This window comes from Corallococcus sp. AB011P (assembly GCF_003611605.1).
Lineage (GTDB): Bacteria > Myxococcota > Myxococcia > Myxococcales > Myxococcaceae > Corallococcus > Corallococcus coralloides.
This window is the reverse complement of sequence record NZ_RAVX01000014.1, coordinates 82,125-105,518: the sequence shown is the minus strand read 5'-3', so window position 1 is coordinate 105,518 and position 23,394 is coordinate 82,125. Positions and strand designations below refer to the sequence as shown.

Sequence of the window (23,394 nt, the reverse complement as noted above, 5' to 3'; positions counted from 1 at the left end):
GTGAGTACCGCAGTGGAAGCAGTGAAGGTGGAAGGGCAGTCCGAGGCGAACCACATCGATGCGCGCGCAAGCAGCGCCGCTGGTGCCATGAAGTGCCCCCATCTGGGCGCCCAGTACAACCCGTTCGCGGGACCGCATGTCGAGGATCCACATCCGTTCTACGCGGAGCTGAGGCGCGACGCGCCCGTCAGCTACAACCCCATGCTGGGGATGTGGTTGGTGAGCCGTTACGAGGACATCTGCCACGTGCTCAAGGATCCGACGCGCTACTCGTCGGCGGACCTGGGCAACATGGGCTCGGTGCTGTCTCCGGCGACGCTCGCGGTGCTCGCCGAGGGCTATCCCCTGGCGGACAGCCTGATCAACTCGGATCCGCCCGCGCACACCCGGCTGCGCAAGCTGCTGGGGCGCGGCTTCTCCGCCCAGCGCATCACCGCGCAGGAAGCCCCCATCCGCGCCGTCTCCGAGGAGCTCATCCAGGCCTTCGCGCGCAAGGGGCACGCGGACCTGGTGACGGAGTTCGCGTACCCGCTGCCCGTGCGGGTCATCCTGGGCATGGCGGGCGTGCCCCAGGAGGACATGGCGGACATCAAGCGCTGGTGTGACGACTTCTTCCGGATGATCTTCACCCGCGTCCCCGCGGAAGAGCAGCCGCCGCTCGCCCGCAGCTGGGTCACCTTCCAGCACTACGTCGCCCGCCTCATCCGCGACCGGACGGACGAACCCCGCGACGACCTGATCAGCTACCTGGTCACCACCGACGCGGACGGCGAAGCGCTCACGCTGCCGGAGCTGATCATCGCCATCGCCGGAAGCATGCTGGCGGCGGGCCACGAGACCACCACCGCGCTGCTCGCCCAGTGCTGGAAGCAGGCCCTGATCCAGCCCGGCCTCTGGCAGCGGCTGCGCGAGGACCGCTCGCTGGTGCCGCACCTCATCGAGGAGACGCTGCGCTTCGACTCGGTGGCGCACGGGATGATCCGCACCACCATGGAGGACGTGGAGCTCGCGGGCGTCGCGCTGCCCAAGGGCTCGCGGCTGCTGCTGCTCTACGCGTCCGGAAGCCGTGACTCCGCGCTGCTCGCGGACGGCGACCACTTCGACATCTCCCGGCACCACCCGACGCACCTGGGCTTCGGCCGGGGCATCCACTTCTGCATCGGAGCGCCGCTCGCGCGGCTGGAGGCGCTCATCGCCACCAACCTGCTGCTGGATCAGCTCCCGGACCTGAAGCTGGAGGAGAACCCGGACTTCGGCCACACGCAGTCGCTGACCATCCGCACCATCCAGCACCTGCGCGTGAACTGGACCCCCACCGGGGCCTGAAAGCCACCCTTGAGGCTCCCGTCCCGCCCGTGGTGCCCCCACGGACGGGTCGGGTGCTTCAGCCCGCGTCTCAGCACTCCGACGCGGGGTGACCCCAGGGGTTGGTGCGCGGATACTGGCGCAGCAGCGTGCACAGGCGGTGCGCGGCGACCATCGTCGCGGACGGCCGCGGCGGCTCGGCGTGCATCGCCGTCTGGCCCAACCGGGCCGCCTGCAGTGCCAGCGCGTGCTGGACTTCGGGTGACCAGCGCTTGAATTCGAGCCATTCCATGAGCCTTCTCCTCGTTGAAGGAGCGGCCATTGAACCCCCTCCAAACCCGGAAATCACGACGCCCCGCGTCGGCCCGGGGCGTCAGTGACCTCCTGCTGACAGGCCACTCAGGCCTTCGAGGGGGTGGCGGGTCGGCCAATGAGCATCATCAGGCCGAAGGGGTTCCCCGGGTTGGTGAGCCGGTCGATTTCCCAGATGTAGTCGTCGCTCAGACCGTGGGTGAGCTCGCGCATCTCCTCCACGGAGTACGTGCGCAGACAGGACACCACGCCGTCGAACGCCGCCGCGATGGGGATGAGCGGCATGAGGTAGGTGAGGGCGAGCCGGTCCGCGCGCACGGGGCGGATGAACGGCGTCGTCAGCGGAACGTTGATCAGCGCCGCCGCCGTCATCGCGATGGCCGGCCCGCGCCGCTCCACCAGCTCCATGATGGCGATGCCCCGGCGCTGGGCCACGGCGTCCGCCAGCACCTTGCGCGCCAGGTCCGGCGGCAGGTGGTGGAACGAATTGCACATGATGCGGAAGCCCTTGTAGGTCGCGGGCACCGCCGTCGCGTCCACCGGCGTCGTCACGTAGTCGATGCGGCCCGGGTTCGCCGCCTTCGCCTTCTCGAACGCGGAGACCTCCGGGTACAGGTCCGTCAGGAGCGCCGTCGCCTGGTAGCCCTCCTGCGACTCCAGCATCTCCAGCAGCTTCGGCACCGGCCCCGCGCTGCCCGACGCCATGTCCAACAACTGCGTCTCGCCCATCGCCGCCATCGCGCCCTTGAGCCGCTTCACGAACTCCGAATAGCGGTCATCCGACAGGCTCCACACGTACGCGAGGAAGTCCGTCACCCCCCGGCGCAGCACCTTCGGGAACCAGGGCTGATCCTCTAATTCAAAAAGTTGCAGTCTGGGCATAATCGCTGGGCGCTCCAAGGGGCTCAGGGGGAGACAACTCCCGCACTGTCCCGCAGTCCCGAGCGACGTACAAGGGGCGCCTTCCAGGGGCATTGGCACACATCCGCAGTACGGGGAATCTGAACAAGCCCCTGTTTTCCTGCCGCCGCCGCGAAACTTTGAAGCCTTGCAGGAAAACACTGCGCGAAAAGCATACAGCGGACCGCGAGTGCTGATCAGCCCTGCAAGGTTTCTGGAGGGGTGCGTTTGATTATCAGGCGGTCGGAATGACGCAGGCCGGGTGTTTCTGACTCGGGGGGGCAGGCAACCAGGAACGCGTTGAAACAGCGTATCTGGAGTGGGGTTGCCGGAGATTATAGGTATTATTACTTACGACCGAGGGGGGCTTCGGTCGCTCGGTCGCTCGGTTCAAAACGGATCAGCTGGCACACAACGGGAGGGAGTAATGGCTCCGGAATCTGTTGATGTGATCGTTGTCGGAAGCGGCCCGGTGGGTGCCATGGCAGCGAACCTGCTCGGCCAGTACGGCCTGCGCACCGTGGTCATTGAGAAGGAGACCACCGCGCACACCCAGTCCCGCGCCATCAACGCGGACGACGAAGCGCAGCGCATCTTCCAGGCTGCGGGTCTCACGGGGGAACTGGGTCCGGGCTTCCACCCGTGCCTGAAGATGACCTACGTGGACGACGAGATGCGGATGCTCGCCGAGGTGGACTTCACCAAGGTGGAGCGCCCCAACGGCCACTACATCGGCGCGCTCTTCAACCAGCCCCGCCTGGAGGCCTCGCTGCACCGGGGCATGGAGCGCTTCGCGCACGTCAGCATGTGGCGCGGCCATGAAGTCGAATCCTTCATGCAGGACGACGAAGGCGTGTCCGTGCGCGTGAAGGACAACGTGTCCGGCCGCACGATGACGGTGCGTGCGCGCTACCTGCTCGCGTGCGACGGCGCCAAGAGCGGTATCCGCCGCCGGCTGGGCCTGAAGCTGGAGGGCACCACGGCGCTGGAGCACGCGCTGGCCGTCTCCGTGGAGACGCAGTCGTCCGCGCCGGACTTCACCTACTACCCCTGCGGCCCGGAGCGCGTGGGCATCGTGACGCGCACCGCGCACGACGAGATGCGCTTCGACACGGTGATCAAGCCGGGGCAGGACCTGGAGTACGTGAAGACCCCCGAGTACGTGCGCAGCATCATCGCGCCCTTCATCGACCCGGACACCGTGAAGGTGAAGAGCGTCAACCTCTACGCCTACCACAGCCGCATGGCGGAGAAGTGGCGGGTGGGGCGGGTGTTCCTGCTCGGAGACGCGGCGCACCTGATGCCGCCGTTCCTGGGGCAGGGCCTGTGCTCCGGCCTGCGTGACGCGGCGAACCTCACCTGGAAGCTGGCGCACGTGCTGGGCGGCGCGGCGGACGCGTCGCTGCTGGACACCTACGAGGTGGAGCGCCGGCCGCACGCCGCGGAGATGATGCGGATGTCGGACTCGCTGGGCTCGATGCTGGCGTCGGGCGGCCCGTTCATGGCCCGCGCGCGCAACGCCTTCATCAAGCTGCTGTACCACATGCCCGTCACCGGACCCTTCATCCGCGAGTACAAGATGAAGCCGAACCTCTTCCACGCGGAGGGGTTCCTCTTCGGAGGCAAGCGCGGCAAGTCCAAGCAGGCGGCGGAAGGCGCCTACTTCCCGCAGCCGCGCGTGGAGCACGGTGAAGAAGGGGAGCGCCCGCTGGATGACATCATCGGCCAGCGCTTCGCGGTGCTGACGCGGCCGGGTGCGCCCGCGGACGTCCAGCAGGCCGCCAAGGCGATGGCGGAGGACATCGGCGGTGTGTGGCTGTCCGTGGCCCCGGCGGCGCGCTCCGGCGCGGGCCGCTCCGGCGAGGTGGTGGACCTGGAGGGCAAGCTGGGCGAGTGGTTCGCCCAGCACGGCTCGGACCTGGTCGTCCTCCGCCCGGACCGCTACGTCTACGCGGCCACGAACAGCGCGGCCGTCGCGCAGGTCCACGCTTCCCTGAAGCAGGGCATCCGCCCGCTCACCCGCTGGGGCAACCGCGGCTCCCGGCGGGCGGCGCAGCTCGGGGCCTGAGGCCTCTCAGGCGGCGGCGGACTGGAGCAGCTGCTTCGCCTTCGCCATGCAGTCGCCGTAGAAGCGCAGGTAGATGTCCAGGGCACGGGCGCCCGTCTTCGCGATGGTCGCCGCGTGCTCGGGCTTCTGGCCGAGCAGCTTGTTGAGCATGACCTCGTTGAGCGCCGTGTGGCCCACGTCCAGCTCCACGTGCTCCTTGATGAACGACAGCGAGTTCATCACGTCCGGGCCCAGCACGGCCTTGCACTGCTCGATGAGGCGGGGCGCGAACACCACCGACAGGTTCTCAATCTCGTACTCGATGGCGACCTGGCCGCCCGGCATGGGGCCGGCGATGGTCTCCTCGTGGATTTGCCGGTACTCCTGCATGGCCTGGGTGGGGGCCTGAGCCATCAGGGCCTCCGCGTCCAGCTTGGGAAAGCGGCGCGCGTTCCAGCTGGCCACCAGGTTCTTCGTGTCCTCCACCATCATCAGGTGGTGACCGGCCTCGTGCTTGGCGTGGGTGATCAGCTTCTCGCCCACGTCCACCATCCCCGCCTTCACACACGCCTCACCGGCGCGGCGGATCCACCCGTCCACGGGCTCCGTCATGTAGACGCCCAGGGCACACAGCTGGATGAGGAAGGCCTCCAGCAGGGCGGGCTCCACGTTGGGGTCCAGCAGCGTCGTCACGTGGGGACCGGTCGCCAGCAGGTGACGGACGTCGGTGACGTGGGGGAGGTACTGCTCTTCGACGAGGGGCTTGGTCATGGGGGAATCCTCAACGGGAGTGGGCACCACGGCGCCCGATGGTGAGTTCGCTGATGTGCTCCAGGAAGTCCGGGACGAGCTTGGCGGAGATGATCCACAGGTAGGGATCCGGCCCGTCGTGCAGGCCGCACTCCTGCACGTAGTCGCCACCCTCGTCCTCGCGCAGATAGAGGAAGGAGGGGCGGTTGCGCGCGGCGTACCAGCGGCGGGCCGCGTCCAGGAGCGCCGAGTACGCGCGCGTTCCATCCCCCAGCAGGGAGAACAGGCGCGTGTTGTCCAGCAGGCGGAAGAGGTTCGCGCCCAGCTGGCCCAGCTCCACCACGGCGGCGGCGTGGGGGACGCCATCACGGCGGGCGACCAGGACGGTGCGCTCGCGCTCCATGCCGAAGCTCTTCCACTTCGCCGTGACGGGCCCCATGTCCAGCCGGTCGCGGGTGAGGTCCAACGACTGCACGTAGCACTCGGGGAACTGCTGGGCGATGGTCGCCGCCAGCAGGCTCAGCTCGCTCGCGGTGGCGGGACCCACCGTGTACGGGTGCACGCGGCCGGTCAGCTCGTTGCTGAAGGCCTTCATCTTCTGGATCTTCCGCGTGAAGGCCAGGGACGAACCGGCCTCCATCTGGCGCTGCGCGTACTTCACGTGCGCCTTGTTGATCCACGGGTTGAGGGCCTCCACGTAGGCCACCACCCAGTGGAAGTCCGGGTCGCTCTGCGGGTGCTCGAAGGTGCGCAGGTAGAGGTCGCGCATGATGGCGCCCGCCTCCTTCAACCCCTCCGGCGGCTTGCCGGGCCGCTTCGCCACCTGGTGGCCCAGCCACGCGTTGCGGTACGGCTTGGTGAAGGACAGCGTCGCTTCAATGCCGCGCTCGGACGGCCACACCGCGTTGCAGAACAGCTGCGGCACTTCCGCGGCGCGCTTCGCGAGCGACGCGAAGTTCTGCTTCAGCTCCTCGAACTCCGCCGGGGTGCTGCCGCCCAGGCTGAAGAAGCCGGAGCGGTTGAACAGGTCCCACAGCTCATCCACCAGGCCCTCGCTGGTGCGCGTGGCCGGGGACATCGTCTGGGACACGAAGCGCACCCAGCGCGCCTCGTCGGAAGAGTAGGGCAGCACGCTCAGGCCGCACAGCACGGTGCCGTCCGCGCGCAGGCCGCTGACGTAGCGGATCTCCCCGCGCACGCTCACCCGCTGGCCGTCGCCCAGCTCCAGCTCGATGAGGGGCGGCAGCAGGCCGGGGAAGAGCAGGTCCTGCGGCTGGCAGCGCATGCACAGGCCGGAGAACGACAGATCCAGCACCTCGCGGCGCATCAGCCCCTGCTCCCGCCAGAGCGGGTGGTGGAACCGGGCGTGCACGCCCTCGGGGGCGGTGACGCGGCGGTGCCAGCGGTGACGGATGCGGAACAGCTGCTCGGGCAGGGGCGTGAAGAGGCGGTCGCCCTCGGTGCGGCCAGTCTCCACGCGCAGGCGGTACGCGGAGTTGTAGCCGATGACGTCGATGTCGTACGCCGGCTCGCCGAAGTCCGGCGTGGACTCCTCCGTGCGCCACTCCAGCTGACCAGAAGAAGAGTGGAAGCGCTCCAGCACCATGCGCACCACCCGGCCCTGGCGGCGCAGCACGCCCTTGTTCCCGGACGCGCAGATGGCGGTGAAGATGGAGCGGATCCGCTCCGCGTCCGTGATGATGTCCTGCACGGGCAGCGCGGAGGCCGCCGGCACCGCCACGCCCTGGCGCAGCGCGTCCGACAGGAAGCCCAGGATCTGACGGCCCTGCTCCAGCGTCACGCCCACCAGCTGCAGCCCCACCGGCGCGTTCGGGACGTCCATGTCCGTCCGGATGAAGGCGCCATTGAGCGGACCAATCGTGGCGCCGTTGCACGCCAGGTACACCGGGAAGGTGCGCGACTCGGTCGGGTCCGCCAGCGGCTGCCGCGGGGCCACCCACACCACCGTCGGGGACAGCCGCGTCACTTCACCCAGCACCGCGTCCGGGCGGCCCACCGCGCAGGTGATGGCCGTGGGGCCGCTGCCGTGCAGCGAGTAGCCCGAGTCATCCAGGGCGGCTTCAGCGGGGGGAAGGGGAATCACGTTGCGCAACGCGTCGCCACTGCCGAATTCGATCGCATGCCGGAACTTCGAGGACGCCGGGATCCCTCCATCCATCGTCAGGACTCCCCTCTTGCGGGCAGCGCTACCGTTCGTGGTCGGCGATGTTGCGAGCACAACACTTCCTCCCTGATTCACTGGAGACGCTGACGGCTCTGGATTCTGGGAAGACATATTGAAGATCTCGGCCGTAACAGTCAAATCGAATTTATATGCCTGGGCTGTTTTTCTGTCCCCGCCCCTGACTCACCCTGGGTCGTAGTTGACCGGACGTATACGGGTTTTCCGAGGAGCAATACGGACCCAGCGTGCGCATCATTATCAGCAATGTGGCGCAGGGCTGTAACCCTCCTTCACGTGAATAAGTGGTGGCGGCCCGGGGCTGACGGGCAATGGACCCTGTCAGGGGGGGCCGTTATGGTCGGTACTTCTGGGACTGGCTGGGGAAGTGAGCCGCGAATGAGCGCAGCGCTGGATGTGAAGGGATCGCCGGCGGACGCGGGAGCCTCGTCCGGTGGCCAGGGGCTCGAGTCCGTGGACCTTCCAGACGTCTTCCAGGTGGACGTGGCGGTGTGCGTGCGGGACGCGCTGGGGCTGCTCGGCGCGACGCGGCGGCTGCGCGGCATGGAGGTGGCGCTGGAGCTCCCCGAGGATCCGGTGATCGCCCGGGTCAGCCGGCGCCGTCTGGAGCAGGTGCTCCTGTTGCTCGTCGCCCACGCGGCGGACGTGGCCCCGCCGACTGCGCCTTCCGTGCGCGTGGTGGTGGATCCGCCGGACGACTTCGGGGATACGGGCCCGCGCTTCCAGGTGGTGATGCCGGGCGTGAGCCTGTCCGAACGGGAGACGCGCTCGGTGGTGCTGTCGCCCCTGCGCGTGGGCGGCACCCAGCGGCGGCTTGCCCGCGCGCGGGAGCTGGTGGACGCCATGGGTGGCGAGCTGGCGGTGGATCGCCTGGAGGAGGGGACGGCCGTGAGCGTCGTCCTGCCGGCGCCCGGGCTCGCGAGCTTCTAGCCGCGCGTCCAAGTCCGGAAGAACGATCCTGCTTCCGGACCATTGGCTGCGATAAGCGCGGGACCCCCCGGGTGCGTCCAACCCAGGGGGACGTGCGGCCAAACTCCTTGACGACCGGGGGCGGGTTCCCGACTATCCGCCGCCTCTCAAGACCCCGGTCTCAATCAGGAGTTTGCGTTCATGGCGCCTCCCTCTGGCGAGAAGATCACCCTGCAGAACGGCAAGCTGACCGTTCCGAACAACCCGATCATCCCCTACATCGAGGGCGACGGCACTGGCCGCGACATCTGGAAGGCCTCGCAGGCCGTGTTTGACGCGGCGGTGGAGAAGGCCTACGGCGGCAAGAAGAAGATCTCCTGGTACGAAGTGCTGGCCGGCGAGAAGTCCTTCAAGCAGGTGAACAACTGGCTGCCGGACGAGACGGTCGCCGCGTTCCGCGAGTACCTGGTGGGCATCAAGGGCCCGCTGACGACGCCGGTGGGCGGTGGCATCCGCTCCCTGAACGTGGCGCTGCGCCAGATGCTGGACCTGTACGTCTGCCTGCGCCCCGTGCGCTACTTCAAGGGCGTGCCCTCTCCGGTGAAGCAGCCGGACAAGGTGGACATGGTCATCTTCCGTGAGAACACGGAAGACATCTACGCGGGCATCGAGTTCGAGGCCGGCACCGCGCAGGCGGAGAAGTTCCTGGGCTGGCTGAAGCAGGAGTTCCCCAAGGAGGCGGGCAAGATCCGCTTCCCGGCGAACGTGGGCATCGGCATCAAGCCCGTGTCCCAGGAAGGCACGGAGCGCCTGGTGCGCGCGGCCATCCAGTACGCGGTGGACCTCAAGCGCAAGAGCGTCACGCTGGTCCACAAGGGCAACATCATGAAGTTCACCGAAGGCGCGTTCCGCAAGTGGGGCTACGACCTCGCGGCGCGTGAGTTCGGTGACAAGGTCTACACCTGGGACCAGTGGGAGGCCACCAAGGCCGCCAAGGGTGAGGACGCCGCCAACGCCGAGCAGAAGGCCGCGGTGTCCGCCGGGAAGGTCATCATCAAGGACTCCATCGCGGACATCACCCTGCAGCAGGTGCTGACCCGTCCGGACGAGTTCGACGTCATCGCCACGCTCAACCTCAACGGCGACTACCTGTCGGACGCGCTCGCGGCGCAGGTGGGCGGCATCGGCATCGCGCCGGGCGGCAACATCAACTACGTCTCCGGCCACGCCGTCTTCGAGGCCACCCACGGCACCGCGCCGAAGTACGCGGACCTGGACAAGGTGAACCCGGGCTCCGTCATCCTGTCCGGCGAGATGATGCTCCGCCACATGGGCTGGCACGAGGCCGCGGACCTGATCATCAAGGGCATGGACAAGGCCATCGCCGCGCGCACCGTGACGTACGACTTCGCGCGCCTGATGAAGCTGGAGACGAAGGAGACCGTGTCCGAGGTGAAGTGCTCGGAGTTCGGTCAGGCCATCATCAAGCACATGTAGTCCCCACCCCCAAAGCAGGAGGGCGAAACCATGGCTCACAAGAAGAAGAAGATCGGCCTCATCGGTGGCGGTCAGATCGGCGGCAACCTGGCGCTGCTGGCGGTCCAGAAGAACCTTGGCGACGTGGTGCTCTACGACATCCCGGCGGCGGAGGGGTTGGTCAAGGGCAAGGCGCTGGACATCAACCAGTTGTCCGCGGTGGATGGCTACGACAGCCGCGTCACCGGCTCCACGGACTGGAAGGACGTCGCGGGCTCGGACGTGATCATCATCACGGCCGGCGTGCCCCGGAAGCCCGGCATGTCCCGCGAGGACCTGCTCGAGGTCAACCTGAAGATCATGAAGGACGTGGCGGGCAACATCAAGCAGCACGCCCCGGACGCCTTCGTCATCAACGTGGCCAACCCGCTGGACGCGATGGTGTTCGCGCTCCACAAGATCGCCGGCCTGAAGGACAACATGGTCGTGGGCATGGCGGGCGTGCTGGACACCAGCCGCTTCAAGTGCTTCGTGGCCGAGGCCCTGGGCTGCTCCATCCGTGACGTGGAGGCGCTGGTGCTCGGCGGCCACGGCGACGACATGGTCCCGCTGGTGCGCCACAGCACCGTGGGCGGCGTGCCCCTGACCCAGCTCATCGCCAAGGACAAGCTGGACGCCATCATCGACCGCACCCGCAAGGGCGGCGCGGAGCTGGTGGGCCTGTACAAGACGGGCAGCGCCTACTTCGCCCCGGCCTCCTCCTCCATCGCCATGGCGGAGAGCTTCCTCTTCGACCGCAAGCGCGTGCTGCCGGCCGCCGCCCTGCTCAAGGGCCAGTACGGCATCAACGACTTCTTCTTCGGCGTCCCCGCCCAGATTGGCGCGGGCGGCGTGGAGAAGATCATCGAGGTGGAGCTGAACGACGCGGAGAAGGCCGAGCTGAACAAGTCGTTCACCTCCGTCAAGGGCACCGTCGACCTCGTGAAGCTGTAGTCCCCGGTCGTCGGCAGGGCCCGCCGGATGCTGCTGGCGGGCCCCGCCTGATGCCGTGAATGATCCGGGCTTATCCCCCGGCCCACCGTCCTTGCGGCGGTATTTTTCCAAGTTAACTAGCGTGTTGGACTCGCACCTGGCACGGGAGCGGGGCAGCGTCGCGAAGCAGGACTTCAGCGGCCCCCCGTGAAGGCACCCCCCCGGCTGCCGGTGGTCAAGGAGACGATGATGGCGGCAGCAGCGCGATTCACGGTGGTGGGCGGCGGTCTCGCCGGGCTGATGACGACGATCAAGCTGGCGGAGGCGGGTCACCAGGTGGACGTGCTCTCGCTCGTCCCCGTCAAGCGTTCCCACTCGGTCTGCGCCCAGGGCGGCATCAACGGCGCGGTGAACACGAAGGGTGAGGGCGACCACCCGGACATCCACGTGAAGGACACGCTGCGCGGCGGCGACTTCCTCGCGGAGCAGGTGTCCGTGAAGGGCATGTGCTACGCGGCGCCCGGCATCATCTACCTGCTGGACCGCATGGGCGTGACGTTCAACCGCACGCCGGAAGGCCTGCTGGACTTCCGCCGCTTCGGCGGCACCCTGCACAACCGCACCGCGTTCGCGGGCGCCACCACCGGCCAGCAGCTGCTCTACGCGCTGGACGAGCAGGTCCGCCGCTACGAGGCGGAGGGCAAGGTCACCAAGTACGAGTACTGGGAGTGGCTGGGCACGGTGAAGGACGAGTCCGGCCGCTGCATCGGCAGCGTGGCCATGGACCTGCGCACCATGGAGATCCGCACCTTCCCGGCGGAGGCGGTGTGCCTTGCCACGGGTGGTCCGGGCATCGTCTTCGGGCGCTCCACCAACTCCATCATCAACACCGGCACCGCCGCGGGCCGCGCGTACATGGAAGGCGCGCTGTACGCCAACGGTGAGTTCATCCAGGTGCACCCCACCTCCATCCCGGGCGAGGACAAGCTGCGCCTGATGAGCGAGTCCGTGCGCGGCGAGGGCGGCCGCGTCTGGGTGCCCAAGAAGAAGGGTGACACGCGCAACCCCCGGGAGATCCCGGAGAGCGAGCGCTGGTACTTCCTGGAAGAGAAGTACCCCAAGTACAAGAACCTGGTGCCGCGCGACGTGGCGACGCGCGAGATCTTCATGGTCTGCCGCGACCTGGGCATGGGCCTGGGCGGGCGCGACGGTGTGTACCTGGACGTGACGCACATCCCGGCCAAGACGCTCGACGCGAAGATCAAGGGCGTGATGGAGATCTACGAGAAGTTCGTCGGAGATGATCCGCGCCACACGCCCATGGTCATCTTCCCGGGCATGCACTACTCGATGGGCGGCCTGCACGTCTCCTTCGAGGCTGACTCGCGCACCCAGACGCCGCTGGACGGCAGCCCGGTGAACCAGAGCACACGCATCCCCGGCCTGTATGCGGCCGGCGAGGCGGACTACGCCTTCCACGGCGCGAACCGCCTGGGCGCCAACTCGCTCCTGTCCTGCATCTACTCCGGCATGATCGGCGGCCCGGCGATGGTGGCCTTCGCCAAGAACCAGGAGACCAGCGCCGCGGCGATGCCGGAGAAGTACTTCGCGGACGCGAAGAAGTACTGGCAGGACCGCTTCGCCACCATCAAGGCGATGAACGGGCAGGAGAACCCGTACCAGATCGCCAAGGAGCTGGGCGAGGTGATGACGGAGAACTGCACCGTCGTCCGTTACAACGACCGCCTGAAGAAGACCATCGAGCGCGTCCGCGAGCTCAAGCAGCGCTGGAACAACGTCAACGTGCTGGACACGGGCGTCGTCGCCAACCGCGCGCTCTCGTACACCAACCAGGTGTGGAACATGCTGGAGCTGGGCGAAGTGATCGCCACCAGCGCGCTCCTGCGCGACGAGAGCCGCGGCGCCCACTACAAGCCGGACTTCTCCCTGCCGGAGCCCAAGGTGAAGGACCCGACCAAGGATCCGGAGTGGATGGCCCTGTGGCGCCAGCGCCACGAGAAGTGGGCGAAGACGACCATCGCCACCTACGCCGCCCAGGGCCCGCAGATCTCCTACCAGGACCTGCCCACGCCGGTGCTGGAGCCCGAGCCCCGGTGGTACGCGTAAGGCGTTCGTTTTCTTTCCGGGCCCGCGTGCTTCCAGGCGCGGGTTTCCGCCACCTGATTTGGCAGTGAAGGGAAGGGCAGCCGCACCATGGACACCGCACAGGCCAGCGCCGTCAGCTCGAAGACCATCTCCTTCCGCATCTGGCGGCAGGATGATCCGAACAAGCCCGGCCACTTCGAAGAGTTCAAGGTTCCCTATGCGAAGGGCGCCAACGTCATCTCCTGCCTGATGGAGATCCAGCGCAACCCCGTCACCGTGGAGGGCAAGAAGGTGGCCCCCGTGGTGTGGGACTCCGCGTGCCTCGAGGAGGTGTGCGGCAGCTGCGCCATGAACATCAACGGCCGGGTGCGCATGGCGTGCTCCGCCCTGGTGGACAAGCTCCAGCAGCCCATCACCCTGGAACCGATGAAGAAGTTCCCGGTGGTGCGTGACCTCACCGTGGACCGCGACCGCATGTTCGAGTCGCTCAAGCGCGTGAAGGGGTGGATCCCCGTCGACGGCACGTACAACCTGGGCCCCGGCCCGCGCCAGTCGCAGAAGGACCACTCCGTGATGTACGTGCTGTCCACGTGCATCACCTGCGGCAGCTGCCTGGAGGCGTGCCCCCAGGTGACCCTGGACAACGACTTCATCGGCGCCGCCCCCATCAGCCAGGCCCGCCTGTTCAACATGCACCCCACGGGCAAGCTGAACGCGGAGGAGCGCACCCGCGCCCTCATGGGCCCTGGCGGCATCCAGGACTGCGGCAAGGCGCAGAACTGCGTGAAGGTCTGCCCGAAGGAGATCCCCCTCACCACCTCCATCGCGGTGATGAACCGCGAGGTGAGCAAGCTGATCATCAAGGACATCTTCTTCAAGGAAGAGGAGCAGAAGGCCTCCGCCGGCCCGGGGTAACCCTCCCGGACGCCGTCCTGGCTTGCTCGCGGCCCCGTGCCTGCGCCCCCTGTCGCTGGGGTGCCGGGCGGGGCCGTGGCCATTTGGATGAAGGCCGCCTCATTCGCCCGGACACCGGGTGTTATTGCTGAGGGGCGGAGCCTGTGTCCCGTCGCGACGCTGGAGGCCAAACGGCCTTGCCATCCGTCGTTTTCTGCGCAATGAGGGCCCGCGTTGACGCCCCGTGTAGGGGTTGTCCTCGTCTCCCCTCGTCCCACCCGGAGATTCGATGAAGATCCACGAGTACCAGGGCAAGGAACTCTTCCGGAAGTATGGCGTGCCCACGCCGCGCGGCATCCTCGCGCTCTCTCCCGATGAGGCCGAGGCCGCGGCGAAGGAGCTCGCCACGCCTGTCGTCGTCGTGAAGGCGCAGATCCACGCGGGTGGCCGCGGCAAGGGCGGCGGCGTGAAGCTGGCCAAGAGCCCCGCGGAGGCCAAGGCGCTCACCCAGCAGATCCTGGGCATGATGCTCAAGACCATCCAGACCGGCCCGGAAGGGCAGAAGGTCCACAAGGTCTACATCGAGGAAGGTCTCGACATCGGCCAGGAGCTGTACCTGGGCGTGACGCTCGACCGCGCCACCAGCCGCGTCACCTTCATGGCGTCCACCGAGGGCGGCGTGGAGATTGAAGAAGTGGCGGAGAAGCACCCGGAGAAGATCCTCCGCGCCGTCGTGGACCCCGCGGTGGGCTTCGCGGACTTCCAGGGCCGCGAGCTGGCCTTCGGGCTGGGCCTGTCGGGCCCCACGGTGAACAAGTTCGTCCAGTTCTGCTCCGCGCTCTACCGGATGTACATGGAGACGGACGCGTCCCTCGTGGAGATCAACCCGCTGGTCATCCGCAAGAGCGGCGGCGTGGTGGCGCTCGACGCGAAGGTGACCTTCGACGAGAACGCGCTCTACCGGCACAAGGACCTGCTGGAGTACCGCGACCTGGCGGAGGAGGAGCCCCGCGAGACGCAGGCCAAGGAGTACGACCTGGCCTACATCGCGCTGGACGGCAACATCGGCTGCATGGTGAACGGCGCGGGTCTGGCCATGGCCACCATGGACACCATCAAGCTGGTGGGCGGCGCTCCGGCCAACTTCCTGGACGTGGGCGGCGGCGCGAGCAAGGAGAAGGTGACGGCGGCCTTCAAGCTCATCCTCGCGGATCCGCAGGTCAAGGCGGTGCTCGTCAACATCTTCGGCGGCATCATGAAGTGTGACGTCATCGCGGACGGCATCATCGCGGCGGCGAAGGAAGTGCAGCTGAAGATCCCGCTCATCGTTCGCCTGGAAGGCACCAACGTGGAGCAGGGCAAGGAGTTGCTCCGCAACTCGGGCCTCGCCATCACCCCCGCGGACAACCTGCGCCAGGCGGCCGAGAAGGCCGTGGCGGCCATCAAGTAGGGCCTTCGCTCCCTCTTTCCTGAAAGAACGCCATGAGCATCCTCGTCAACGAGAACACGAAGGTCCTCGTCCAGGGCATCACCGGCTCGGCGGGCTCGTTCCACGCCAAGCAGATGCTGGAGTACGGGACGAAGATTGTGGGCGGTGTCACGCCGGGCAAGGGCGGCACCTCCTTCGAGGGCAAGGTCCCCGTGTTCAACACGGTGGCCGACGCGGTGAAGCAGGCGGGCGCGAACACGTCCGTCATCTTCGTGCCGCCGCCCTTCGCCGCTGACTCCATCATGGAGGCCGCGGACGCGGGCATCTCCCTCATCATCACCATCACCGAGGGCATCCCGGTCAACGACATGGTACGCGCCAAGCGCTACCTGCAGGGCAAGCCGGGCGTGCGCCTCATCGGCCCGAACTGCCCGGGTGTCATCACCCCCGGCGCCAAGTGCAAGATCGGCATCATGCCGGGCCACATCCACAAGCCGGGCCGCATCGGTGTGGTGTCCCGCTCCGGCACGCTGACCTACGAGGCCGTGCACCAGCTGACGCAGCTGGGCCTGGGCCAGTCCACCGCGGTGGGCATCGGCGGCGACCCCGTCAATGGCACCAACTTCGTGGACGTGCTGAAGCTCTTCCAGGCCGACCCTGAGACGGACGCCGTCATCATGATCGGTGAGATCGGCGGCAGCGCGGAGGAAGAGGGCGCCGAGTACGTCAAGCGCGAGTTCACCAAGCCCATCGCCGGCTTCATCGCCGGTCAGTCCGCGCCCCCGGGCAAGCGCATGGGCCACGCGGGCGCCATCATCTCCGGCGGCAAGGGCACGGCCTCGGAGAAGATCAAGGCGATGGAGGCCGCGGGCATCCTGATGGCCGCCAGCCCCGCCGAGCTGGGCACCACGCTGCAGGAGGCCGTCAAGCGCGGCCCCCCGAAGCGCTAAGCCGAACCTTTCACACGACACACACACGAGGAGCCAAACACCATGGCCATCGAGCGCACGCTTTCCATCATCAAGCCCGACGGAGTGAAGAACAACCACGTCGGCGAGATCATCGCCCGGTTCGAGAAGGCGGGCCTGAAGCCCGTCGCCATCCGCCGGCAGCAGCTGTCCCAGACCGAGGCCGAGGGCTTCTACGCCGTCCACAAGGCCCGGCCGTTCTTCAAGGACCTGGTGTCCTTCATGATCTCCGGCCCGGTGGTCCTGATGGCCCTGGAGGGTGAGAACGCCGTCCTGAAGAACCGCGACCTGATGGGCGCCACGGACCCGAAGAAGGCCGACAAGGGCACCATCCGCGCGGACTTCGCCCAGAGCATCGACGCGAACACGGTCCACGGCTCGGACAGCCTGGAGAACGCGAAGAACGAGATCGCGTACTTCTTCCGCGAGACCGAGATCCAGGGCTGAGCAGCTTCCAGCCTGGTGACAGCGGCCCGGTGTCCACGCCCCACGAGGCGCGGACCCGGGCCGTCGTCTTTTCCGCGCTCCGTATCCGGTTGCCCCGCCGGACGGTCCTTGCTATCGATAATGAAAATCACAATCGGCAAGGAAGCACGCATGAGCGGCGATTCGGAGCGCGTGGCCCGTCGTGGGCCGTTCCCGGTGAAGTTGCGGTTGCTGGAAGTCCTTCGCGTGACGCGGCTGTCGCCGCACATGGTGCGCGTGACGCTGGGTGGCCCGGAGCTGGAGGGCTTCACGTCCCCTGGCGCGGATGACCACGTGAAGTGCTTCTTCGCGAAGCCTGGCGTGAAGAAGCCGAACATGCCGGTGGTGGGACCCAACGGCCTGTCCATGCCGGAGGGGCTCGAGAAGCCGGCGTCGCGCGACTACACGCCGCGCCGCTTCGACTCGAAGGCCGGGGAGCTGGACATCGACTTCGTGCTGCACGGAGAAGGCCCCGCGTCTCAGTGGGCGCAGCAGACGAAGCCCGGCGACTTCATGGGCATTGGCGGTCCGCGCAGCACGCACGACGTGGCGGACGACTTCGACTGGTACCTGCTCGCGGGGGACCAGAGCGCGCTGCCGGCCATCGCGCGGCGCCTGGAGGAGCTGCCGGCGGGCAAGCGCGCGTTCGCCTTCATCGAGGTAGCGGACGCGGCGGAGGAGCAGCCCCTCGTCAGCAAGGCGGACGTGCAGGTCACCTGGCTGCACCGGGGCACTGCGGAGGCTGGCTCCACGAAGCACCTGGAGGACGCGCTGCGCGCCTGGACCCAGCCCGCGGGGGACGGGTTCGTGTTCGTGGCGGGCGAGTCCACGTCGCTCAAGCCCATCCGGGAACACCTGGTGAACGAGCGCGGTCTGAACAAGAGCTGGATGCGGGTGACGGGCTACTGGAAGCGCGGCGTCGCCGAGCACCACGACTCGAAGGGGTAGGCAGGGAAGGGGGCGGGCACTCCTTTGACTTGCCGTGCCTTCTTGTGGGAAGCACGCCCCATTGCCTTCCGTTAGCCCCGACTGAACGATGTCCGAGCCTACCGCCACCGCCCTCCCTGTCACCGAGCCCCTGCCGGTGCCGGCCCCCGCCAAGCTGGTCGACGTGGGCAGCCTGTCGCGCGAGAAGCTCGCGCTGTTCCTGAGCGAGCAGCTGGGCGAGCGCCCGTTCCGCGCGGCGCAGCTCTACCGCTGGCTGCACCAGCGCGGCGCCACCTCGTTCGACGAGATGACGGACCTGTCCAAGGCCCTGCGCGAGAAGCTCAGGGTCAAGGCGGAGATCGTCCCGCTGGTGAAGGACCTGGAGCAGCGCAGCGTCGACGGCACCATCAAGTACCGATTCAAGACGCGCGACGGGCGCTTCATCGAGTCCGTCTACATGCCGGCGGAGGACCGCAAGACGCTCTGCGTGTCCACGCAGGTGGGCTGCGCCATGGCCTGCTCGTTCTGCATGACGGGCACGCTGGGCCTCAAGCGCAACCTCACGGCTGGAGAGATCGTCGCCCAGGTGCACGCGGTGAACCGCGAGGTGCGCCGCAACGAGAGCCTGGAGACGCTCCGTCCGCTCACGAACCTGGTGTTCATGGGCATGGGCGAGCCGCTCCACAACTTCGAGAACCTCAAGACGGCGCTCGCCATCCTCCAGTCGGAGGAGGGGCCCAACTTCAGCCACCGGCACATCACCGTCTCCACCGTGGGCCTGGTGCCCATGATTGAGCGCTTCGGCCAGGAGACGGACGTCAAGCTGGCCATCTCGCTCAACGCCAGCACGGACGAGCAGCGCAGCCAGACGATGCCGGTGAACCGCAAGTGGAACATCCAGGCGCTCCTGGATGCCTGCCGCAAGTTCCCCCTGCGCCAGGGCCGCCGCATCACCTTCGAGTACGTGCTGCTCAAAGGGTTCAACGACAGCGACGAGGACGCGCACCGGCTGAAGGAGCTGTTGCGCGACATTCCCGCGAAGGTGAACCTGATCCCGTACAACGAGAACCCCGGCCTGGGGTTCCAGACGACGGGCGAGCAGCGGGCCGAGGAGTTCCGGGCCATCCTTGCCGAGGCGCACGTCGCGGCATACATCCGGAAGAACCGGGGCCGGGACATCGCCGGGGCCTGTGGCCAGCTCGCCAATCGCGACGAGACGGCCGCGGAAGCCCCGACGTGACATAAGCACCCGAGCTTCCTTGACAATCCAGTCGGCAGAGCGCTAAGAGCGCCCCCCTCCGCACTGTTACCGTAGAAGTCACACGATTTCGCTGGAGCGATCCATGGCCGTTGTCCTCCGTCTTGCCCGCGCGGGCGCCAAGAAGATGCCGTATTACCACGTGGTTGCCACCGACTCGCGCAGCCCGCGTGACGGCAAGTTCCTGGAGCAGGTCGGTTCCTACGACCCCAACCACAGCCCCGCGAAGGTGCAGTTCAACGAGGAGCGGCTGAACTACTGGCTGAAGAGCGGCGCGCTGCCCTCCGAGACGGTCGCGGACCTGATCAAGACGGCGAAGAAGCAGGCCCCGGCGACCACCGCCTGAGCACGCCCCCGTCTGGACAAGACGTGGAGCCGCTGCTCACGTATCTGGCGAAGGCCCTGGTTGATCAACCCGACCAGGTCACTTTGCGCATCTCCGAGGCGGATGGCGGCCGGCTCTATGAGCTGAAGGTCGCCCCCGAGGACGTCGGCAAGGTCATCGGACGTGATGGGCGCACCGTGAACGCCCTCCGGACGCTGATCAACGCCGCCGCCCAGAAGCTGGGCCAGAAGGTCCGCCTGGAGATACTCGACGATCGCCGCGCTCCGGGTTCTCCCCCGGCGCCGCCTGCTCCGGACGCCGCGCAGTGAGCGCGCAGGCCTGTCTGGAGTTGGGCTACGTGGCCCGTGCGCACGGGCTGCGCGGCGAGGTGGCGGTCAGAAGCTTCGACCCCGCCTCGGAGACGCTCGGCACCGTCGAGCGTGTCTGGTTGCGCCTGCGCTCTGGCGAAGAGCGCGAGTACGCCCTGGAGACCTTCCGTCCCGCCAACAAGGAGGATCTGGTGTTCTTCGAGGGCGTGGCGTCCCGCACGGCCGCCGAGGCATTGGTGGGCGCGAAGGTGTTCGTCTACCGCGAGGACCTGGAGCCGCCCGAGGAGGGCGAGTTCTTCCAGGGCGACCTCGTGGGGTTGAACGCCGTGGACGAACAGGGCGCCTCCCTGGGCACGGTGGAGGAGGTCTGGGCCACCGGTGAAGTGCCCAACCTGGTGATCCGCGCGAAGGGCCGGCCGGAGCTGGTGGTGCCCTTCGCGGATGAGTTCGTGCCGGCGGTGGACGTGCCCGCGGGGCGCATCGTGATCCGGCCTCCGGAGTACCTGGATGCGGACGAGCCGCCGGAGGAGTCTGGAGACGGCGGGTGAGCTACCGCGTGGAGCTGCTCACGCTGTTCCCCGGGATGGTGTCCGGCTACCTGGGTGCGAGCATCCTCGGGAAGGCCCAGGAGAAGGGGCTGCTCTCCGTCACGCTCACCGACGTGCGCGACTACGCCGGGGGCAAGCACCGCGTCACCGACGACGCGCCCTACGGCGGCGGCGCCGGCATGGTGATGAAGCCCGAGCCGCTGGTGGCCGCCATCGAAGCAGCCCGGGCCCGTCAGCCCGGAGCGAAGGCGCTCCTGATGAGCCCCCGGGGGCCCACGTTCACGCAGGCCACGGCGCGGGAGCTGGCGCGGCACGAAGCCGGGCTGATCCTCGTCTGCGGCCGGTATGAAGGCGTGGACGAGCGGGTGATGCCCTTCCTGGACGGCGAACTGTCCCTGGGCGACTTCGTCCTCACTGGCGGCGAAGTGGCGGCCATGGCGGTGGTGGACGCGGTGGCGCGGCTGGTGCCGGGCGTCCTGGGCAACGAGGCGTCCTCCGTGGCGGAGAGCTTCGAGGAAAACCTCCTGGAGCACCCGCACTACACCCGGCCGCCTGTCTTCCGGGGGGCCGAGGTGCCTGCTGCCCTCCAGTCCGGCGATCACGCCCGCATTGCCCGGTGGCGCCGGTGGAAGGCCATCAAGCTCACGCAGGAGCGGCGGCCGGACCTGTTCGCGCGGCTGGTGTTCAGCAAAGCGGATCAGAAACTGCTCGCCAGGGAAGAAGAAGCGTTGTAACCCTGCGTGTTCTCGCGGAACCTTTTGTTGCAGGCTTGTTCGTCCCGGCGCTCTCTGCTAGGACGGCCCGCTCTTTTCCACGCGTCCTACGCGTCAAGTTCCGCTTTCTGGAGTCCGTCATGCGCCGCAGCCTCATCGAGCACGTCGAAAACAAGTTCCTGCGCAAGGACATCACCGCGTTCCGCACGGGTGATTCCGTTCGCGTCCACTGGAAGGTCAAGGAAGGCGAGAAGGAGCGCGTGCAGGCCTTCGAGGGCGTGGTCATCCGCAAGACCAAGGGCACGAACCGCGCGACCTTCACCGTGCGCAAGATGTCCTTCGGCGTCGGCGTGGAGCGCATCTTCCCCATCCACAGCCCGCGCTACGAGAAGATCGAGGTCCTCACCCGCGGCGACGTGAACCGCAAGCGCCTGTTCTACCTCCGCGAGCTGAAGGGCAAGGCCTCGCGCGTGGACGTGCAGGTGGATCCTGAGAAGGCCGCCGCCAAGGCCGCCAAGGCCGCCGCCGCTCAGGGCTAGTAGGTCCGCAGAAACCCTCTCGCGGCCTTCGCGGCCGCGTGAGAGAAGGAGCGTCCTTCATTGGACGCTCCTTTTTTCGTTCGGGCTAGACTGCGCGCGCCATGCACTTCGTCGAGGTCGCCATCCAGAACGTCCGTGGGTTCTCTCCCACCGGACGCTTCCCGCTGAAGACCGGGTACCTCATCCTCAAGCCGCCCACCGCGGACATGTTGCCGCTCGGGAACCTGGCGCTGTCCCTGCTGTTCGCGGATGGCCGGGGTGGGGACTCGAGCCTGGTGGGCTCGGCGGGGCGCTCCGGCAAGGCCGCGCTGACGTTCGTGGGGCAGGACGGGATGACGTACCGGATATTGCGCGAGCTGGGCGGCTCCGGATCGCTGCACCGGCTCAACCCGGCCACCAGTCAGCCGGAGCTGGTCTCCACGGACGTATCGGAGATCAACCAGTACCTGCGTGGCCAGGCGGGCCTGCCTCCGCGCACCACCTTCGAACAGGTGTACTGCCTCCAGCTGGTGATGCTGCCGTCGCGCCGGCCCCGCAAGAGCATGGCCAAGGCCGCGGCGGCCGCGGGCGCGAAGGCCTCCGGGGCCACGCCGTCGCTGGCGGCCGCCACCCAGGTGCTGCCGGCGGAGGACGTCCCGGCCGCCGAAGCGAAGGTGAAGGTGCTGGAGAAGGAGCTCGTCACCGCGAAGGCGGTGGATCAGCTCCAGTTCAAGGTGGACGAGCTGGCGTCGCTCATCTTCGAGGCGGACTCGAAACTCAAGGGCGGTGAGGGGCTCAAGGAGGCCATCTCAGCGGCGGAGACCGCCTGGCGCGCGGCGCCCTCGCCGGAGTCGCTGGGCCTGCCGCTGGACATCCTCTCGCGCGTGAAGCGCTACCCGAAGGCGGTGGCCCGGCGGGACGAGGCGCTGGCGCGGCTGGAGACGGATCGTGATCCGGAGCTGGAGGACGCGTCGCTGAAGGTGCCGCCGCTCACGAAGAACCGCTACTTCTGGGGCGGCCTGGGCGCGGGCGTGCTCTTCATGGGCCTGAGCGTGGGCCTGGGCATCGCAGCGGCGCAGCCCATGTGGCGTTACCTGGCGCTGATCAACATCCCCGCCTTCGGCACGGCCGCGCTGATGGCGCTGCGCTACGTGGACGACCTGCAGCACGCCACGCGCAAGGGCTCCAAGGACAACCGCAAGGACGCGCGGCAGAAGAAGATCCTCGACGAGTTCGAGCTCGAGGACGCGCCCGTGCGCATGGCCGTCAAGGCCCTGAACCTGGAGGACTACACGGAGATCCCCGGGGCGCTGGAGCAGAAGGATCTGCTCGGCATCCGGCTGGGGGAGCTGCAGACGCAGCTGGAGGAGTTCGAGGCCTCCGCCGAGTACCAGGGTGCCCTGCGCGATGGGCAGGAGATGCGCGCGCAGCAGGAGGAGCTCAACGCGGAGCTGACCGCCAAGGGCACCTACGTGCGCGACCTGCGCGAGGTGGAGCGAGAGCTGTCCCGGCTGAAGGAGTCCATCGCGCTGGCGAAGGCGCCCCCGGTGCAGGTGGTCGCGGCCCCCGGCCAGACGCCGGCACCGGTGGATCCGCTGGAGGACCCGTCCCCCCTGGTGCTGTCGCAGGCCGCGGACGTGCTCACGCTCGACATGCTGTCGGTGCAGGCGCTCCTGAAGGACCGCTGCGTGCAGTACCTCACCGCGCTCACGGACAAGCGCTACCAGGGCGTGGAGTGGGACCGCGAGGGCAACGCCTTCCTGCTCGCGCAGAACAGCCGCATCCCGGTGGGAGAGCTGTCCCCGAAGGACATCGACCTCTACTATCTGGCGCTGCGCCTGACGGTGGTGGAGAAGACGTGCGCCCGGGTGAAGCGCCCCTTCCTCCTGGATGACGTGCTGACGGGCATGGACGAGGCGAAGCTGCCCCTCGTCGCCCGCATGCTCAAGCACCTGGGCACGCTCACGCAGGTGCTGCACGTCACCGCCCACCCCGGCTTCGGCCAGATGTCGGACGGCACCGTTAACGTCTAGCCGCCGC

The 23,394-nt window shown here is 67.9% G+C and carries 22 protein-coding genes; 18 read left to right on the top strand and 4 right to left on the bottom strand.

Annotated features, from left to right (window positions below):
* Positions 1 to 1,326, top strand: a complete 1,326-nt coding sequence (locus tag D7X30_RS28605) for a cytochrome P450 (RefSeq protein ID WP_120566143.1) — start codon at positions 1 to 3, stop codon at positions 1,324 to 1,326.
* A 70-nt stretch (positions 1,327 to 1,396) separates the two neighbouring features.
* On the opposite strand, the gene D7X30_RS28600 is transcribed toward D7X30_RS28605, so the two are convergent.
* Together D7X30_RS28600 and D7X30_RS28595 are read right to left on the bottom strand one after the other, a co-directional pair.
* Positions 1,397 to 1,597: a hypothetical protein gene (locus tag D7X30_RS28600; protein WP_120525317.1), complete on the bottom strand. Its 201-nt coding sequence runs from the start codon at positions 1,595 to 1,597 to the stop codon at positions 1,397 to 1,399.
* Between the two features lie 107 nt (positions 1,598 to 1,704).
* A complete protein-coding gene (locus tag D7X30_RS28595) occupies positions 1,705 to 2,499 on the bottom strand; it encodes a class I SAM-dependent methyltransferase (protein ID WP_147443343.1) in 795 nt (264 codons plus the stop codon).
* A gap of 445 nt (positions 2,500 to 2,944) precedes the next feature.
* Between D7X30_RS28595 and D7X30_RS28590 the strand changes: the two genes are divergently transcribed.
* Complete coding sequence (locus D7X30_RS28590) at positions 2,945 to 4,585, top strand: bifunctional 3-(3-hydroxy-phenyl)propionate/3-hydroxycinnamic acid hydroxylase (protein ID WP_120566141.1); 1,641 nt, start codon at positions 2,945 to 2,947, stop codon at positions 4,583 to 4,585.
* A 6-nt stretch (positions 4,586 to 4,591) separates the two neighbouring features.
* On the opposite strand, the gene D7X30_RS28585 is transcribed toward D7X30_RS28590, so the two are convergent.
* Positions 4,592 to 5,335 (bottom strand): hypothetical protein, encoded by a 744-nt coding sequence (locus tag D7X30_RS28585; protein WP_120566140.1) that lies wholly within the window; start codon positions 5,333 to 5,335, stop codon positions 4,592 to 4,594.
* Between the two features lie 10 nt (positions 5,336 to 5,345).
* Complete coding sequence (locus D7X30_RS28580; protein ID WP_199724567.1) at positions 5,346 to 7,493, bottom strand: hypothetical protein; 2,148 nt, start codon at positions 7,491 to 7,493, stop codon at positions 5,346 to 5,348.
* Positions 7,494 to 7,895: 402 nt separating this feature from the next.
* Here D7X30_RS28580 and D7X30_RS28575 point away from each other — a divergent pair, with 402 nt between their 5' ends.
* From D7X30_RS28575 to D7X30_RS28500, 16 genes are all read left to right on the top strand, one after another.
* Positions 7,896 to 8,447 carry an ATP-binding protein gene (locus D7X30_RS28575; protein ID WP_120566138.1) on the top strand — a complete coding sequence of 184 codons (552 nt, stop codon included), beginning with the start codon at positions 7,896 to 7,898 and terminating at the stop codon, positions 8,445 to 8,447.
* Positions 8,448 to 8,627: 180 nt separating this feature from the next.
* A complete protein-coding gene (icd, locus tag D7X30_RS28570; RefSeq protein ID WP_120566137.1) occupies positions 8,628 to 9,923 on the top strand; it encodes an NADP-dependent isocitrate dehydrogenase in 1,296 nt (431 codons plus the stop codon).
* 30 nt (positions 9,924 to 9,953) lie between these two features.
* Positions 9,954 to 10,895 (top strand): malate dehydrogenase, encoded by a 942-nt coding sequence (gene mdh / locus D7X30_RS28565; RefSeq protein WP_120566136.1) that lies wholly within the window; start codon positions 9,954 to 9,956, stop codon positions 10,893 to 10,895.
* A gap of 228 nt (positions 10,896 to 11,123) precedes the next feature.
* Complete coding sequence (gene sdhA, locus D7X30_RS28560) at positions 11,124 to 13,001, top strand: succinate dehydrogenase flavoprotein subunit (protein WP_120566227.1); 1,878 nt, start codon at positions 11,124 to 11,126, stop codon at positions 12,999 to 13,001.
* 87 nt (positions 13,002 to 13,088) lie between these two features.
* Positions 13,089 to 13,895: a succinate dehydrogenase iron-sulfur subunit gene (sdhB, locus tag D7X30_RS28555; protein ID WP_014397305.1), complete on the top strand. Its 807-nt coding sequence runs from the start codon at positions 13,089 to 13,091 to the stop codon at positions 13,893 to 13,895.
* Between the two features lie 268 nt (positions 13,896 to 14,163).
* The gene (gene sucC / locus D7X30_RS28550; RefSeq protein ID WP_120566135.1) at positions 14,164 to 15,324 is read left to right on the top strand and encodes an ADP-forming succinate--CoA ligase subunit beta; all 1,161 of its coding nucleotides are present in this window, start codon (positions 14,164 to 14,166) and stop codon (positions 15,322 to 15,324) included.
* A gap of 32 nt (positions 15,325 to 15,356) precedes the next feature.
* Complete coding sequence (gene sucD, locus D7X30_RS28545; protein WP_120566134.1) at positions 15,357 to 16,253, top strand: succinate--CoA ligase subunit alpha; 897 nt, start codon at positions 15,357 to 15,359, stop codon at positions 16,251 to 16,253.
* Between the two features lie 42 nt (positions 16,254 to 16,295).
* Positions 16,296 to 16,718 carry a nucleoside-diphosphate kinase gene (ndk, locus tag D7X30_RS28540; RefSeq protein ID WP_120566133.1) on the top strand — a complete coding sequence of 141 codons (423 nt, stop codon included), beginning with the start codon at positions 16,296 to 16,298 and terminating at the stop codon, positions 16,716 to 16,718.
* 150 nt (positions 16,719 to 16,868) lie between these two features.
* The gene (locus tag D7X30_RS28535) at positions 16,869 to 17,684 is read left to right on the top strand and encodes a siderophore-interacting protein (protein ID WP_120566132.1); all 816 of its coding nucleotides are present in this window, start codon (positions 16,869 to 16,871) and stop codon (positions 17,682 to 17,684) included.
* Between the two features lie 88 nt (positions 17,685 to 17,772).
* Positions 17,773 to 18,903: a 23S rRNA (adenine(2503)-C(2))-methyltransferase RlmN gene (rlmN, locus tag D7X30_RS28530; RefSeq protein ID WP_120566131.1), complete on the top strand. Its 1,131-nt coding sequence runs from the start codon at positions 17,773 to 17,775 to the stop codon at positions 18,901 to 18,903.
* 103 nt (positions 18,904 to 19,006) lie between these two features.
* On the top strand, positions 19,007 to 19,267 hold the full coding sequence (gene rpsP / locus D7X30_RS28525; RefSeq protein ID WP_014397299.1) for a 30S ribosomal protein S16: 261 nt from the start codon (positions 19,007 to 19,009) through the stop codon (positions 19,265 to 19,267).
* Positions 19,268 to 19,290: 23 nt separating this feature from the next.
* Positions 19,291 to 19,575: a KH domain-containing protein gene (locus tag D7X30_RS28520; RefSeq protein WP_120566130.1), complete on the top strand. Its 285-nt coding sequence runs from the start codon at positions 19,291 to 19,293 to the stop codon at positions 19,573 to 19,575.
* A complete protein-coding gene (gene rimM, locus D7X30_RS28515) occupies positions 19,572 to 20,123 on the top strand; it encodes a ribosome maturation factor RimM (protein ID WP_120566129.1) in 552 nt (183 codons plus the stop codon). The genes D7X30_RS28520 and rimM overlap by 4 nt, the downstream gene beginning before the upstream one ends.
* Positions 20,120 to 20,857 carry a tRNA (guanosine(37)-N1)-methyltransferase TrmD gene (gene trmD, locus D7X30_RS28510; RefSeq protein ID WP_120566128.1) on the top strand — a complete coding sequence of 246 codons (738 nt, stop codon included), beginning with the start codon at positions 20,120 to 20,122 and terminating at the stop codon, positions 20,855 to 20,857. Before rimM ends, trmD begins: the two co-directional genes overlap by 4 nt.
* Before the next feature lie 119 nt (positions 20,858 to 20,976).
* Positions 20,977 to 21,375, top strand: a complete 399-nt coding sequence (gene rplS / locus D7X30_RS28505) for a 50S ribosomal protein L19 (RefSeq protein ID WP_120525313.1) — start codon at positions 20,977 to 20,979, stop codon at positions 21,373 to 21,375.
* 101 nt (positions 21,376 to 21,476) lie between these two features.
* Entirely contained in the window at positions 21,477 to 23,387 is a 1,911-nt protein-coding gene (locus D7X30_RS28500) for an ATP-binding protein (protein ID WP_120566127.1), read from the top strand.
* The last annotated feature ends 7 nt before the right edge of the window (positions 23,388 to 23,394 follow it).

Bases quoted from the DNA above. Each gene is read 5' to 3' on its own strand.
- D7X30_RS28590 (WP_120566141.1), top strand. From the start codon at position 2,945: ATGGCTCCGGAATCTGTTGATGTGATCGTTGTCGGAAGCGGCCCGGTG.
- D7X30_RS28500 (WP_120566127.1), top strand. From the start codon at position 21,477: ATGCACTTCGTCGAGGTCGCCATCCAGAACGTCCGTGGGTTCTCTCCC.
- sdhA (WP_120566227.1), top strand. From the start codon at position 11,124: ATGGCGGCAGCAGCGCGATTCACGGTGGTGGGCGGCGGTCTCGCCGGG.
- sucD (WP_120566134.1), top strand. From the start codon at position 15,357: ATGAGCATCCTCGTCAACGAGAACACGAAGGTCCTCGTCCAGGGCATC.
- D7X30_RS28595 (WP_147443343.1), bottom strand. From the start codon at position 2,499: ATGCCCAGACTGCAACTTTTTGAATTAGAGGATCAGCCCTGGTTCCCG.
- icd (WP_120566137.1), top strand. From the start codon at position 8,628: ATGGCGCCTCCCTCTGGCGAGAAGATCACCCTGCAGAACGGCAAGCTG.
- D7X30_RS28575 (WP_120566138.1), top strand. From the start codon at position 7,896: ATGAGCGCAGCGCTGGATGTGAAGGGATCGCCGGCGGACGCGGGAGCC.
- D7X30_RS28600 (WP_120525317.1), bottom strand. From the start codon at position 1,597: ATGGAATGGCTCGAATTCAAGCGCTGGTCACCCGAAGTCCAGCACGCG.
- mdh (WP_120566136.1), top strand. From the start codon at position 9,954: ATGGCTCACAAGAAGAAGAAGATCGGCCTCATCGGTGGCGGTCAGATC.
- sdhB (WP_014397305.1), top strand. From the start codon at position 13,089: ATGGACACCGCACAGGCCAGCGCCGTCAGCTCGAAGACCATCTCCTTC.
- rpsP (WP_014397299.1), top strand. From the start codon at position 19,007: ATGGCCGTTGTCCTCCGTCTTGCCCGCGCGGGCGCCAAGAAGATGCCG.
- D7X30_RS28580 (WP_199724567.1), bottom strand. From the start codon at position 7,493: ATGGATGGAGGGATCCCGGCGTCCTCGAAGTTCCGGCATGCGATCGAA.
- sucC (WP_120566135.1), top strand. From the start codon at position 14,164: ATGAAGATCCACGAGTACCAGGGCAAGGAACTCTTCCGGAAGTATGGC.
- rlmN (WP_120566131.1), top strand. From the start codon at position 17,773: ATGTCCGAGCCTACCGCCACCGCCCTCCCTGTCACCGAGCCCCTGCCG.
- rplS (WP_120525313.1), top strand. From the start codon at position 20,977: ATGCGCCGCAGCCTCATCGAGCACGTCGAAAACAAGTTCCTGCGCAAG.
- ndk (WP_120566133.1), top strand. From the start codon at position 16,296: ATGGCCATCGAGCGCACGCTTTCCATCATCAAGCCCGACGGAGTGAAG.
- D7X30_RS28585 (WP_120566140.1), bottom strand. From the start codon at position 5,335: ATGACCAAGCCCCTCGTCGAAGAGCAGTACCTCCCCCACGTCACCGAC.
- D7X30_RS28535 (WP_120566132.1), top strand. From the start codon at position 16,869: ATGAGCGGCGATTCGGAGCGCGTGGCCCGTCGTGGGCCGTTCCCGGTG.